Origin of the sequence: Sphingomonas sp. SFZ2018-12 (assembly GCF_022496715.1) — a bacterium.
In the GTDB taxonomy this organism is placed as follows: Bacteria; Pseudomonadota; Alphaproteobacteria; order Sphingomonadales; family Sphingomonadaceae; genus Sphingomonas.
The window spans coordinates 433,546-446,682 of the sequence record NZ_WTFM01000001.1; the positions used below are offsets into that span (position 1 = coordinate 433,546).

The 13,137-nt window shown below is 70.8% G+C and carries 16 protein-coding genes; 6 read left to right on the plus strand and 10 right to left on the minus strand.

Annotated features, from left to right (window positions below; all coding sequences use genetic code 11):
- Positions 1-309 precede the first annotated feature (309 nt).
- Positions 310-1,455, plus strand: coding sequence for a radical SAM family heme chaperone HemW (gene hemW / locus GO308_RS02000; protein WP_240885189.1), 1,146 nt, complete (start codon positions 310-312; stop codon positions 1,453-1,455).
- Positions 1,456-1,675: 220 nt separating this feature from the next.
- Here hemW and GO308_RS02005 read toward each other — a convergent pair whose 3' ends face one another.
- Positions 1,676-2,875, minus strand: coding sequence for a penicillin-binding protein activator (locus tag GO308_RS02005; protein WP_240883654.1), 1,200 nt, complete (start codon positions 2,873-2,875; stop codon positions 1,676-1,678).
- A gap of 12 nt (positions 2,876-2,887) precedes the next feature.
- Here GO308_RS02005 and rsmI point away from each other — a divergent pair, with 12 nt between their 5' ends.
- Both rsmI and GO308_RS02015 read left to right on the plus strand, forming a co-directional pair.
- Positions 2,888-3,727, plus strand: coding sequence for a 16S rRNA (cytidine(1402)-2'-O)-methyltransferase (rsmI, locus tag GO308_RS02010; RefSeq protein ID WP_240883655.1), 840 nt, complete (start codon positions 2,888-2,890; stop codon positions 3,725-3,727).
- Positions 3,724-4,077, plus strand: coding sequence for a YraN family protein (locus GO308_RS02015; protein WP_066671017.1), 354 nt, complete (start codon positions 3,724-3,726; stop codon positions 4,075-4,077). The genes rsmI and GO308_RS02015 overlap by 4 nt, the downstream gene beginning before the upstream one ends.
- 37 nt (positions 4,078-4,114) lie before the next feature.
- On the opposite strand, the gene GO308_RS02020 is transcribed toward GO308_RS02015, so the two are convergent.
- The gene (locus tag GO308_RS02020) at positions 4,115-4,822 is read right to left on the minus strand and encodes an SIMPL domain-containing protein (RefSeq protein ID WP_066480572.1); all 708 of its coding nucleotides are present in this window, start codon (positions 4,820-4,822) and stop codon (positions 4,115-4,117) included.
- 105 nt (positions 4,823-4,927) lie between these two features.
- Between GO308_RS02020 and GO308_RS02025 the strand changes: the two genes are divergently transcribed.
- The 3 genes from GO308_RS02025 to GO308_RS02035 are packed head-to-tail and all read left to right on the plus strand — an operon-like array spanning position 4,928 to position 6,552.
- Entirely contained in the window at positions 4,928-5,362 is a 435-nt protein-coding gene (locus GO308_RS02025) for a VOC family protein (RefSeq protein WP_066480574.1), read from the plus strand.
- The gene (gene gloB, locus GO308_RS02030; RefSeq protein ID WP_066549161.1) at positions 5,362-6,102 is read left to right on the plus strand and encodes a hydroxyacylglutathione hydrolase; all 741 of its coding nucleotides are present in this window, start codon (positions 5,362-5,364) and stop codon (positions 6,100-6,102) included. Before GO308_RS02025 ends, gloB begins: the two co-directional genes overlap by 1 nt.
- 48 nt (positions 6,103-6,150) lie before the next feature.
- Positions 6,151-6,552 carry a hypothetical protein gene (locus tag GO308_RS02035; RefSeq protein ID WP_231726508.1) on the plus strand — a complete coding sequence of 134 codons (402 nt, stop codon included), beginning with the start codon at positions 6,151-6,153 and terminating at the stop codon, positions 6,550-6,552.
- A 7-nt stretch (positions 6,553-6,559) separates the two neighbouring features.
- Here the strand turns inward: GO308_RS02035 and GO308_RS02040 are convergent, their stop codons facing one another.
- Genes GO308_RS02040 through ubiB form a run of 8 tightly spaced genes read right to left on the minus strand, consistent with a single transcriptional unit; the run spans position 6,560 to position 13,118 of the window.
- Positions 6,560-6,886, minus strand: coding sequence for a DsrE family protein (locus GO308_RS02040; protein ID WP_240883656.1), 327 nt, complete (start codon positions 6,884-6,886; stop codon positions 6,560-6,562).
- Complete coding sequence (locus GO308_RS02045) at positions 6,865-7,638, minus strand: HesA/MoeB/ThiF family protein (protein WP_240883657.1); 774 nt, start codon at positions 7,636-7,638, stop codon at positions 6,865-6,867. Before GO308_RS02045 ends, GO308_RS02040 begins: the two co-directional genes overlap by 22 nt.
- A gap of 5 nt (positions 7,639-7,643) precedes the next feature.
- A complete protein-coding gene (locus GO308_RS02050; protein WP_240883658.1) occupies positions 7,644-8,051 on the minus strand; it encodes a hypothetical protein in 408 nt (135 codons plus the stop codon).
- A complete protein-coding gene (dut, locus tag GO308_RS02055; RefSeq protein ID WP_240883659.1) occupies positions 8,048-8,500 on the minus strand; it encodes a dUTP diphosphatase in 453 nt (150 codons plus the stop codon). The genes GO308_RS02050 and dut overlap by 4 nt, the downstream gene beginning before the upstream one ends.
- A complete protein-coding gene (locus tag GO308_RS02060) occupies positions 8,497-9,315 on the minus strand; it encodes a hypothetical protein (RefSeq protein ID WP_240883660.1) in 819 nt (272 codons plus the stop codon). Before GO308_RS02060 ends, dut begins: the two co-directional genes overlap by 4 nt.
- Positions 9,305-10,483: a bifunctional phosphopantothenoylcysteine decarboxylase/phosphopantothenate--cysteine ligase CoaBC gene (gene coaBC / locus GO308_RS02065; RefSeq protein WP_240883661.1), complete on the minus strand. Its 1,179-nt coding sequence runs from the start codon at positions 10,481-10,483 to the stop codon at positions 9,305-9,307. Before coaBC ends, GO308_RS02060 begins: the two co-directional genes overlap by 11 nt.
- The gene (locus GO308_RS02070) at positions 10,480-11,583 is read right to left on the minus strand and encodes a hypothetical protein (protein ID WP_240883662.1); all 1,104 of its coding nucleotides are present in this window, start codon (positions 11,581-11,583) and stop codon (positions 10,480-10,482) included. Before GO308_RS02070 ends, coaBC begins: the two co-directional genes overlap by 4 nt.
- Entirely contained in the window at positions 11,583-13,118 is a 1,536-nt protein-coding gene (gene ubiB, locus GO308_RS02075) for a 2-polyprenylphenol 6-hydroxylase (RefSeq protein ID WP_240883663.1), read from the minus strand. The genes GO308_RS02070 and ubiB overlap by 1 nt, the downstream gene beginning before the upstream one ends.
- Positions 13,119-13,137 lie beyond the last annotated feature (19 nt).

Genomic DNA, 13,137 nt, shown 5'->3' on the forward strand with positions numbered 1-13,137 from the left:
GAAAATGATGAAGCGGAGTGCCTCCCCAGCGCCCGATCTCGGAATAAGCATCTGATCGCCGCGACACCTGAATTTTCCCGTCACCCCGGGCCCGGTGCCGGGGTCCACGGTGCTGCAAAGCGGCGTCGCACCCCAGTTGAAGCCGAGCCAGTGCGTGGGGCGAGGGACGCACGCCGATGATGAACCTGTACAAATTGCGCGGTGGACCCCGGCAAAGGCGGGGTGACCAGAAACGGGTGCTGAATGTTTACGGCCCCTCGCACAGGCAGGAGGGGAGAGTCCCTTTCCCTTGCCGTCGTCTCTCGCCATATCGCGCCGGTGACTTCCGTTTCCCCTGTCCCGCCGCTGGCGCTCTATATCCACTGGCCGTTCTGCGTCTCCAAATGCCCCTATTGCGATTTCAACAGCCATGTCCGCGACCAGGTCGACCAGGATCGCTGGCGCGCCGCGTTGCTCGCCGATCTGGCGCATGAGGCCGCGTTGTTGACGGGGCGGCGGCTCGGCTCGATCTTCTTCGGTGGCGGCACGCCCTCGCTGATGCCGCCGGCGACCGTCGCCGCGCTCATTGACGCGGCGACCGCGTACTGGCCAGCCGAGCCCGATATCGAGATCACGCTGGAAGCCAATCCGTCGTCGGTCGAGGCCGCGCGCTTCACCGATCTGGCACAAGCGGGGGTCAATCGCGTGTCGCTGGGGTTGCAGGCGCTGGACGATGCGGCGCTCGGCTTCCTGGGCCGCGCGCATGACGTGGCGGAGGGGCTGGCGGCGCTGGCGACCGCGCAGCAGGCATTTGCGCGGGTAAGCTTAGACCTGATCTATGCTCGGCCGGGCCAGACGCCCGATGCGTGGCACGCGGAACTGGCCCGCGCGATCGCGTTCGGGACCGAGCATCTCTCGCTCTATCAGCTGACGATCGAGCCGGGTACGCGCTTTGCGACGCTGGCGGCCAAGGGGGAATTGACGATTCCCGATGGTGACGCCGCCGCCGACCTGTTCGAGCTGACCCGCGACCTGACCGGCGCTGCCGGCCTGCCGGCCTATGAGGTGTCGAACCATGCGCGGCCGGGTGCGCAGAGCCGCCACAATCTGACCTATTGGCGTTATGGCGACTATGCCGGCGTCGGTCCCGGCGCGCATGGCCGGCGCGGCGGCATGGCAATTGCACGGCGGAAGAAGCCGGAGAACTGGCTGGATGCGGTCGATCGCAACGGCCATGGCATCGAGATCGAACAGGCACTGACCCCGTCCGAGCAGGCGACCGAAGCGTTGGTCATGGGCCTAAGGCTGGCCGAAGGCGTCGATGTCGCGCGCATCGGCCGGGATTGGGTCGATGATGACGCCGCGGCGCGGCTGGCGACGCAGGGCCTGGTCACGCGCGACAGCGAGCGGCTGGCCGTCACGCCAGCGGGAATGCCGGTGCTCGACGCGATCCTGCGCGAGGTGGTGCGGGGGTAGAGCGGCCGGCCGCAACCTCGGCCGTTACCTGCCCAATCGCCACCGGCTGTCTTCAACCTTTCTCGGCACGCCTTGCTGTCGCGGTCTGCCGTCACCCCGGCCTTGTGCCGGGGTCCACCGGGCGGCGAGGCCGTGCGGCTTGACCATTGGCGCGGCGCTGGCGGCACCGTGGACCCCGGCACGAGGCCGGGGTGATGCGACGAGGGCGATGGCCGCGTCGTTACTTCCCGAAACTCTTCGGCGCGGGCGACACGGTCACGATCGATCCGCCGCGCACTTCCTGAACCTCCAGCGCGCGTTCGGCGACGCCGTCGCGGCCGAAGCGGAACGCCCCGTCGAGGCCGGCAAATCCGTCCGCCTCGCGCAGCCGCGCTTCGGGGAAGGGCGTGCCGACGCGCCAGTCGCGCGCAATCCGCACGGTCAGCAGGACCGAATCATAGCCCAGGCTCGCGAGGCGATAGGGCGCGGCGTTGAAGCGCGCGCGATATTTGGTCGCGAACTGGCGATAGAGCGTGTCGGACACGCTGGCGAACCACGACCCGTTGAGCGCGGTGCGCCCGCCGATGCCGGTGTCGGTGTTCCACAATTCGGTGCCGAGGACGCGGGCGTTGGCGCTGCCCGACTTGCGGATCGCGGGGACCGCCAGCGCCGCAGTGCCGGCTGCGTCCGCGATCAGCACCGCCTGATAGGGCGATGCCCGCGACAGGCGGGTGACCGCGGCGGTGATCGATCCCTGGCTGCGGTCATAGGTCTGGAGCGAGACGACCTGGCCGCCGGCATCCTCGACCGCGCGCAGGAAGGTGGTCGACGCGCGTTCGCCATAGAGACCGCTGGGCATCAGCCCGGCAAAGCTGGTGATGCCGGTGCCGCGCGCATGATCGACGACGCGCTCGATCGACTGGGCGGGCGAATAGCCCATGATGTAGGTGCCGTCGCCGGCCACTCCGGTGTCGTTGGAATAGCTGAGCACCGGCACGTTGGCGCGCCTCGCGATCGGCGCGATCGCGCGCGCGTCTTCGGACAAGAGCGGCCCGAGGATCAGGCGGTTGCCGTCCGCGATCGCGCGGTTCGCCGCCGCCACCGCGCCGCCGGCAGCCGCGGTGTCATAGCTGGTGATGCGCACGATCTCGCTGCGGGTGTCGAGCAGGGCGAGCTGGGTCGCGTTGGCGATCGACTGGCCGACGCGCGCGTTGGTGCCGGTCAGTGGTACGAGCAGCGCGACGCGGTGGCGCTGGCTATCCTCCGGGATGCCGGGGCCGACCGGGCGCGGATCGGTCGGGCGCGTCGGCTGGGGCGGCGGCTGGTCGGGCACGCCGCGCGGCACCAGTGTCTGACAGCCCGACAGGATCATCGCACCCGCGACCGCGATGATGCGCAGGATCCCGATCCGACGTTGCGGTTTCACCATACCCTCTGCCATGACAACTCCCGGATGAACGCCCCTCTCACTCCCGGCCTCTATATCGTGGCGACGCCGATCGGCAATCTCGGTGATCTGAGCCCGCGCGCGGCCGAGGTGCTGCGCGGTGCCGACGTGATCGCGGTGGAGGACAGCCGGGTCACCGCCGGCCTGCTGCGTCATATCGGGGCGAAGGTGCGGATGACCCCCTATCACGATCACAATGCCGAAGCCGTGCGGCCGGGGCTGATCGCGCGGATGGGCAGCGAGGTCGTGGCGCTGGTGTCGGATGCGGGCACGCCGCTGATCTCCGATCCCGGCTACAAACTTGTGCGCGACGCGCGTGCGGCGGGGCATGCCGTGGTGACGATTCCCGGGCCGTGCGCGGCGATCGCGGCGCTGACGCTCGCGGGGCTGCCGACCGACCGCTTCCTGTTCATGGGCTTCCTGCCCGCCAAGGCCGGGGCGCGGAGTGAAACCATCGACGAGGTGGCGGGAGTGCGTGCGACGTTGGTCTTCTACGAATCGGGACCGCGGCTGGCGGCGACGCTGGCCGCGCTGGCCGAGGGACTCGGCGACCGCGAGGCAGGGGTGGCGCGCGAGATCACCAAGAAGTTCGAGGAGTGCGTGACCGGCACGCTGAGCGGGCTTGCCGCGCGCTATGCCGATGCGCCGCCCAGGGGCGAGATCGTGATCGTCGTCGCCCCGCCGGGCGATGCGCCGCCCGCGACGGCCGACGACGCCGACGCCGCGCTCGCCGAGGCGATGACCCGCCTGTCGCCCGGCCAGGCGGCGAGCGAGGTCGCCCGGAAACTGGGCGTAGACCGCCGCGCGCTCTATGCTCGCGCGATGGCGATGAAGCCGCGCGCGTGAGGGACCGCCACGCGGCCGAGGCGCGGGGGCGGCGGGGCGAGACGATCGCGGCCTGGTATCTTCGCCTGAAGGGCTGGCGCATCCTCGACCAGCGGGTGCGGACGCGGGTGGGCGAGGTCGACCTGATCGCGCGTCGGAGCGGGCTGATCGCGTTCGTCGAGGTGAAGACGCGCGCGAGCGATGCCGAGCTCGACCTGGCGATCGACGAGCGGCGGCTGGCGCGCGTCGCGGCGGCAGCCGATCTGCTGCTGCCGCGCTATGCGGTCAATGGCGAGGATGTGAGGATTGACGTCATCCTGATCGTGCCGGGTCGCGTGCCGCGCCACATCGAACATGCGTGGATGGGCTGAACCGCGCGGATCGATCACGACGCGCGCCCGGCGGCGGTCAGTTCAGGTAGAAGTCGACCGTCGTCACCACGCGCACCTTCTTGAACGGGCTGTCGCCGCCTTCGCCGCCGCCGTCGCGCTCGTCGATGGTGAAATAGCCCTGAGTCGCGCTCTTGATGCCGCCGACGCCGGTGCCGCTGTCGCGGGCGAACTGTTCGGCGGCCTTGCGCGCGTCGCGCGTCGCGTCGGCAACCATGGCGGGCTTCACGTCGTTGAGCCGGGTGAAGCTGTAGCGCATGCCGCTGCCTTCCTGCAGCGTGACGCCGCGCCGTACCAGCTCGAACTGGCGGGCAACCGCAGCCCGCGCGCGGCGGATGTCGTTGGTGCGCAACAGCATCCGTTGGTTGATCGTGATCGTCAGCACGCCGTTGCTGAAATACTGGTTCACCCCCGCCCCGGTCGGCGTGATCGCGCTGGCGGGAAAACCGAGCCGGCGGAAATAGGCCTCCAGCTCGCGCGTATCGGCATCGACATCGGCCTGGACCGCGGCCAGGTCGGTGCCGGTCGCCGAATAGCTGATCGCCCAGGTGGCGAGATCGGCAGTCACATCGCGTTCGGCCAGCCCGCGCACCGTCACCGACCGGTCGGCGCTGCGCGCGCGACGCAATCCGTCGCCGAGCAGGAAGCCGCCCGCGACCAGTCCGAGCGCGACGATCGCCGCCGCCAGCACCATCATCCGCCCTGAAAACCCAGACCCCTCGGCCATGTCCCGTCCTTCCCTTCCGTCGTTCCGCCACCTATCTTGGCGGAGTCAGCGCTACGGCATCATAGATGAACCGTGCATGATCGTCGACGAGTTGAAAGGGTGTGCATGAAATTTCTCCACAGCATGATCCGCGTCGCCGATCCCGATGCGACGGTGACGTTCTTCAAGCTGCTGGGGCTGGAGGAAGTGCGGCGGATGGAGAACGAAGCCGGCCGGTTCACGCTGATCTTCATGGCCGCGCCCGGTCAGGAAGGCGTGGCGGAGGTCGAGCTGACCTACAACTGGCCACCCGCCGACGGCAGCGCGCCCGAAAGCTATGGCGGCGGCCGCAATTTCGGCCACCTCGCCTATCGCGTCGACAATATCTACGCGACGTGCCAGCGGCTGATGGATGCGGGCGTCACGATCAACCGCCCGCCGCGCGACGGGCACATGGCGTTCGTGAAGTCGCCCGACGGCATTTCGATCGAACTGCTTCAGGCGGGGCGGCTTGAGCCTGCCGAGCCCTGGGCATCGATGCCCAACACGGGGACGTGGTGATGCCCGAAGCCGCGCTCGAGATCGTCCGCGTGCCGGTGCTGAACGACAATTATGTCTGGCTGGTGCATGACGCGGCGTCGGACGGCACCGTGGTGATCGACCCCGCGGTCGCCGAACCCGTGCTGGCGGCGGCGCAGGCGCGCGGCTGGCGGATCGGGGCGATCTGGAACACCCACTGGCACCCTGACCATATCGGCGGCAATGCCGGGATCAAGGACGCGACCGGCGCGATCGTCACCGCGCCTGCCGCCGAGGCCGCGCGCATCCCGTCCGCCGACCGGTTGGTCGCGGAGGGCGATACGGTGCGGCTGGGCGATCATGTCGCCACGGTGTGGGAAGTGCCCGCGCACACCGCCGGGCACATCGCCTATCACTTCGCGGAGGACGCCGCGATCTTCGTCGGCGACACGCTGTTCGCGATGGGCTGCGGCCGGCTGTTCGAGGGTACGGCGGCGCAGATGTTCGCCAACATGCAGCGCCTGGCCGAGTTGCCCGACGACACGACCGTCTATTGCGCGCATGAGTACACCCAGTCGAACGGCCGGTTCGCGCTGTCGATCGACGGCGATAACGCGGCGCTGGTCGCGCGGATGGCCGACGTCGACGCGGCGCGGGCGGCGGGTCAGGCGACGGTGCCGACGACGATCGGGCTGGAGCGGGCGACCAACCCGTTCCTGCGTGCCGGCAGTGTTGCGGAGCTGGCGGAACGCCGCGCGGGCAAGGACAATTTCAGGGGATAGGGTGGTGGCCGGCGCGGCCGGCGCGCGACCCCAGGCGGAGAAATGCCGATGCGCCCGTTGATGATGCTGATCCCGCTCGCCGCGTTGACGGCGGGCGCATGCACCGAAGCCGCGCCCGAGGCGCGCTACACCCGCGACAAGGCGCGGCTGGCGCGCCTGCTCGCGGGTCGGGTCGCGGGGGAACCGGTCAACTGCATCTTTCCGACCGCGTCGTCGGGGGGCACCATTTATGGTGACGACACGATCATCTATCGCGACGGCGCGCGGCTGTGGCGCACCGGGCCGGTGGGCGCTTGTCCCGGCCTGCGCCCCGACGTCATCCTGGTGATCGACCGGTTCGGATCGCAGCTGTGTCGCAACGACCGTTTCCGCACGGTCGACCGGGGCGTAGGCATCCCGTCGGGGGATTGCCGCTTCGACAGCTTCACGCCCTACACCCGGGCGAAATAGCACGCGTTCAGGCGAAGACGAGCCGGTCGTCGCCCAGCGTTGCAAGCAGCCCGACCATGCCGCCCGCTTCAGCCGGCGGCACGACGCCGCGAAGGTCGATGCCCGCCGCCGCCAGCCCGGACTGGCACGCGATCGTCCGGACGCCCAGTTCGTGCGCGGCGATGCGGAGTTCGCGCAGCGCGGGATCGGCGAGCACCTTTACCGCCGCGTCGTGCAGGTAGAGGCAGGTCCGGCCGCCCAGCGCCGCCGCCGCGCTCGCCAGCGTGATCGCGGCATGCGCGCGCGCCGGGTCGGCGCCCGCGACGATAACGGTCAGCCCGCGCACGTCGGACATGCCGGATCCGCAGGCACACTAAGCGTGCGGAAGCGCCAGCCGAGCAGGTCGACGAGCAGCAGCTTGCCCACGCTGTCCTCCCCGAAGGGGTGGATCGCGCGCAACGCCTCGACCGCGGCGAGCGTGCCGACGACGCCCGCCGTGGCGCCCAGCACGCCCTGATCCGCGCAACTGGTGTCCGCGCGCGCGGGATCGTCGCCGACGACGCAGCGATAGCAGGGGCGGCCCGTTTCCCAGCCGCGATAGAGCGCGACCTGCCCCTCGAACCCGCCGATTGCCGCGCTGACCAGCGGCACGCGCGCGGCGTGGGCGGCGTCGGCGGCCGCCAGCCGGGTGGCGAAATTGTCGCTACCGTCGACGACCGCGTCGACGCCGTCGAGCAGCGCGGGCAGGGTGGCCGCGTCCGCCCGGATCGCGTGTGCGTCGACCGCCACGCCGGGGTTGAGCCGCGCGATCGCGGCGGCGGCGGCATCGACCTTGCGCGCGCCGACCGCTGCGTCGCCGAACAGGATCTGGCGCTGCAGGTTGGACCGGTCGACGCGGTCGTCGTCGACGATACGCAGCCGTCCGATCCCCGCGGCTGCGAGATACTGGATCGCCGGGGTGCCGATGCCGCCGACGCCGACCACCAGCACCGTCGCGCCGCGGATGCGCCGTTGCCCGATGCCGCCGATTTCGCGAAGGATGAGGTGACGGGCATAGCGATCAAGTTCGGCATCGGCGAGCTCGGGGCCGGGTGAGGGTGCCGCCATCGCCGCTACCATTCGAAGACGAGCGTCGCGCGATACCAGCCGGTCGTGCGCGCCATGCGCTGGGTCAGGTTGTTGCGGGCATAGCTGACGACGATCCCCGCGGCATATTGCTCGACCGTCACGCAGTCGATCGCGTGCGGGATGGTGGCGCGGACCATGCCGTCCTGAACCAGCACCGCGACATCGGCGCGCACCACGCTGCGCCCGCCTTCGATCGCGGGTGGCGGGCATCGACCCGACCGGCTTTCCCCGGCGACATAGGCGGTCATTTCGGGCGCGATGGTCAGCGGCACGCGAAAGTCGAGCTGGGGCAGCGCATCCCACTGGATGCGCCCGGCGGGCCTATCGCCCTGGCCGCCCTGCATCGCAAGCATGAGTGCGAGCAGGGGACCCGCCGAGGTGACGATCGTCATCTGCCCGTGGAGCCGAAACCGCCGCTGCCGCGGGCGGTTTCGTCCAGCGTGGCGACTTCGTCCAGGATGGCGCGCTGCACGGGGGCGGGGACGAGCTGGGCGATCCGCTCGCCGCGCACCACCTCGAACGGCGCATCGCCCAGATTGGCGAGGATCACCTTCACCTCGCCGCGATAATCGCTGTCGATCGTGCCGGGGGTGTTGAGGCAGGTAATGCCGTGCTTGAGCGCCAGCCCCGAGCGCGGGCGCACCTGGACCTCATAGCCCTCCGGGATGGCGAAGGCGAAACCGGTCGCCACCGCGTGGCGCGCGCCGGGGGCGAGCGTCAGGCTTTCGGCGGCGACGACATCCATCCCGGCGGCGCCCGACGTCGCATAGACGGGCATCGGCAGGCCGGCGCCATGCGCGAGCCGCTGGACGGCGATCCGGATCGGGGCGGGCGGGGTCATCGTGGCGGTTCCTGTCCGGTGGCGAGCTGCACGGCGGCGTCGATCAGCGCGGGGTCGCCCGCCAGATCGTGGCCCTTGCCGGGCAGGATGCGGAAATCGGTGTCGATGCCGCGCAGGGCCAGCGCCTCGGCATAGGCGCGCAGCAGCGACGGCGGGGTTTCGCGATCATCGCTGCCGACGATCAGCACCGCACGGAGCCCCGGCGCGACGCCGCCAGCGGTCTGCAGCGGGTCGAGGCTGGCCACGGGCTGGGTCCAGCCGCCGGCGGGGTCCGCCTTCGCCCGGAGCGCGCGCCATTCGGGCAGCGCGCACGGGCATGCCGCCAGCACCATCGCGCCGACCAGTTGAGGCCGGGTGCCGGCCAGATTGGCGACCGCGGCCGCGCCGGTGCCGATGCCGATCACGATCGGCCGCATGTCGGGGTGGCGCTGTTCGACATCGCGGATCGTCGCGGCCAGCAGGGCAAGGCGGTCGGCGGTCAGGTCGTCGCCATTGCCACGGCCTGCGTCGCCCGGCGAGGCGCGATCGGATGCAGCCTGATGGCCCGCGCGCAGGACCAGTATGGCGCGGCTTCCCGGCACGCGCGCGACAAGCGCCTGCGCCAGCGCGCGCTCGGCAATCCGCGTTTCGGCTCCGGGACGCGCGCTGACCAGGATGAACAGCGCCTTGCCGGTGCCGCGCGCGGGGCCGAAGCGTTCGGTCAGCAACAGCGTCGGCGGCGCATCGGTCACCGGCCGCGCTGCCGGGGCGGTCATGCACCCGGCAAGCAGCATCAGCGCCAGCAACGCGCCTGCGCGGCGGATGTCAAAGCGCATCGGCGATCCGTGCCGCCAGCCGCGCGGCGACCTCCTCCTTCGACAGGTCGGGCCAGGAGTCGACGCCGTCGGCGGAAATCAGGTGGACGGCGTTACGCGCGCCGCCCATCACGTCACCCGACACGTCGTTGGCGACAATCCAGTCGGCATTCTTGCGCACGCGCTTCTCGGCGGCATGGTCGAGCACGCCATGGGTTTCGGCGGCAAAGCCGATCAGCAGCCCCGGCCGCGCGCTGCTCGCGCCGAGTTCGGCCAGAATGTCGGGATTGGGGACGAGCGCAAGCGTCGGCGGCTGCGCGCCCTTCTTGATCTTGAGGCCGGCGGCGTCGGCGACGTGCCAGTCCGCGACCGCGGCGACCATCACGGCCGCGTCGGCGGGCAGCGCCGCGATCACCGCGTCGCGCATCTCGCGCGCGGTCGTCACGTCGATCCGGTCGACGCCGGGCGGCGCGGACAGCGCGACCGGGCCGGCGACCAGCGTGACGCGTGCGCCCAGTGCCGCGAGCGCGCCGGCAATCGCGAACCCCTGCTTGCCCGACGAACGATTGGCGATGTAGCGTACCGGATCGATCGGCTCGTGCGTCGGGCCGGCGGTGACCACCACATGCCGCCCGGCCAGCCGCCCGCCCGCGCCGCCGGCAAGCTTCGTTTCGATGGCATCGGCGATCGCCTGCGGCTCGGGCAGGCGCCCGGGGCCGTACTCGCCGCACGCCATCGCGCCCTCGTCGGGGTCGAGGACCTGCACCCCGTCCGCCACCAGCTGCGCGACGTTTCGCCGGGTTGCCGGATGCAGCCACATCCGCACGTTCATCGCCGGCGCGATCAGCACCGGCTTGTCGGTGGCGAGCAGCAGCGTGGTGGCGAGATCGTCGGCATGGCCCCCCGCCATGCGCGCGATCAGGTCGGCGGTCGCAGGGGCGACGACGACCAGGTCGGCCTGGCGGCTGAGCTGGATATGGCCCATCTCCGCCTCGTCCTTGAGATCCCACAGGTCGGTATAGACCGGGTTCTCGGACAGTGCGGCGAGCGTCATCGGCGTGACGAACTGCTGGCCGGCCCGGGTCACGACACAGGTGACGTCATGCCCGGCGCGGCGGAGCAGGCGGATGAGCTCGCATGCCTTGTAGGCCGCGATGCCACCCCCGACGATCAGCAGGATGCGCTTCATCGCGTGACCCTGTGCACCCGCACGCGCCGCATGTCGAGTATCGCGCGGGCAAGGTCGCGGATCAGGTCGGGCAGGAACGCGCCGCCAACCAGCAGCACCGGGGTTGCGATCGCCGCCCAGTGCACCGCGCTCGCCGGGGCGAACAGCGCAATCACGATCAGCAGCAGCCCAGCCAGCGCCGCGACCCGCACGCCCAGCGGATCCTGCCATTCGCTCCAGCCGATCGTGACGAGCAGCAGCAGCGGGAAGCCGATCGCGGCGGGCGCGAGCCGCAGCGGGCTGGCCTGCACGAACGCGTCGAATGCCGCCGCCGCGCCCGTCAGCGGAAGCCAGTCGCCGCGCAGCGGGTCGACCGGCCCGGTGACGTCGGCGACCGCCGCTGCGTGAACGCCCAGCACGGCGGCGAGCAAGAGCAGCGTCGCGCCCCACACCAGCGCCTCGCGCCGGTCACGGTCATGGAGCGCGGCCAGCGCCATCACGATCGGGTAGAGCGCGGCCAGTTCGCGGATCATCAACGCCATCGTCGCATAGCCCGCCGCCTCGACCGCGCGGCCGGGCCGCCAGCGCGCCATCGACAAGGCGATCAGGGTCCCCGCCCAGGCTTCGGGCCACAGATGCAGATCACTGATCGTGAACAGCGTCAGCCCGCTGGCCAGCAGCGCCATCGCAGTGAACAAGCCAAGGCGCGCGCGGAACGCGGCCTGGAGCCGGTACGCCCAGGCGAAACCGGCAAGCCCCGCGACCAGCCAATAGGCCATCCGAACCAGATCGGCCGGCACGGCCGCGTGGAGGACGTTGAGCGTCGGAAGGTGAAAGGCGGTGAACGGCCGCAGCGGCAGCCCGGCCTCGCGCAGCCGCCGCGCGGTCACCGGATAATAGCTCTCGCCGCCGCGCATCGCGTCGGTGATCGACTGGTTGAGCTCGATCGCGTCGCGCGCGCCGGCCGCGCCGACGTTTTCCGGGGGCGACACACCGGCGAGCAGCAGGCAGCACAGCATCACCGCCAGGACGATGCCCAGCGCTGGCCGGCGTCCGATATGCGCATAGCGCCCCGGCACGCCCAGCCAGAGCGCGGCGCGGCGCGGGGCCGCCGATGCCATCAGCCCAGCAGGACCAGCGTCGCGGCGACGCCGGCCGCCCCCGCGAGCAGCGCGACCACGACATAGCGCCAGCCGCCGCCGACGCGGACGACCTCAATCTCGCGCAGCGGCGGGGCGGGCGGCGCGCCGCCAGGGGCGGGAAAGCGATGCTCGATGTTGCGGATCAGCTCGGGCAGGCGGGCAAGCGTGCGCAGGTCGGTCACCAGGCGGTCGGCGATCGCGGCTTCGGGGCCCAGTTCGGTGCGGATCCATTCGCGCACGAACGGCGCGGCGGTTTCCCACAGATTGACATCGGGGTCGAGCGAGGTCGCGACCCCTTCGACCATCACCATCGTCTTTTGCAACAGCAACAGGTGCGGCTGGACCTGCATATCGAATTCGCGGGTGATGTTGAACAGGCTGTCGAGCATCATGCCGACCGACATGTCCTTGACCGCCAGCCCGCGCATCGGTTCGCCGACCGCACGCAGCGCGGTCGCAAATTCGTCGACATTATGGTGCGGCGGCACATAGCCGGCCTCGAAATGAATCTCGGCCACGCGCGCATAGTTGCCGGTGATGAGGCCATAGAGGATTTCGGCCAGCCACACCCGCGCGCGCCGGTCGATCCGCCCCATGATGCCGAAATCAATGGCGGCGATCCGCCCGTCGGCCAGCGCGAACAAATTGCCCTGGTGCATGTCGCCGTGGAAGAACCCCTCGGCGATTGCCTGGCGCAGGAATGCCTTGACCAGCCTTTGTGACAGGCGGGGCAGATCGTGCCCGGCGGCGATCAGCGCATCGCGGCTGGACAGTTTGATCCCGTCGATCCACTCGAGCGTCAGCACGCTGCCGGTGGTGCGTTGCCAGTCGATGGCGGGGACCATGAAATCGGGCTCCGCCTTCATCCCCTCGGCCAGCTCCGACGCCGACGCCGCCTCGCGCCGCAGGTCGAGCTCGCGGATCGTCCAGCGCTTGAAGGTCTCGATCACCAGGCGCGGGCGCAGCCGGCCGGCTTCGCCGCCCATCGCCTCGACCTGGGCGGCGGCCCATTCATAGGTCTGGATCGCGTCGGCAAACTGGCGCTCGACACCGGGGCGCAGCACCTTGACCGCGACGCGGCGACCCTCGGTCGTGACCGCGCGGTGGACCTGAGCGATCGAGGCGGCACCGATCGGCACCGGATCGATCTCGCTGAACAGCGCGTCGAGCGGCTTGCCGAAGCTGCGCATCATCGCGTCCGCAATCACCGGCCAGGGCAGAGGCGGCAGCGCATCCTGCAGCCGAAGCAGGTCGTGTGCGGCTTCCTCGCCGATCAGGTCGGGACGGGTGGCCAGCGTCTGGCCCAGCTTGATCGCGGCCGGGCCGATTGCCTGAAACGCGTCGGCATAGCGCGGCGTCGCCGGGATGCGCGCGCCGAAGCTGACGACCTGAATCAGCCGGCGGACCGGTGCCGGCGTGTTGGGATTGCGTGCGATGCCGCGCAGCGCGCCATGGCGTGCGAGGATGCGGCCCCATTTGACCAGCCGCCACAGATGCGTCGCGGGCGCCGTCACGCCGCGACCGATCGCAGAT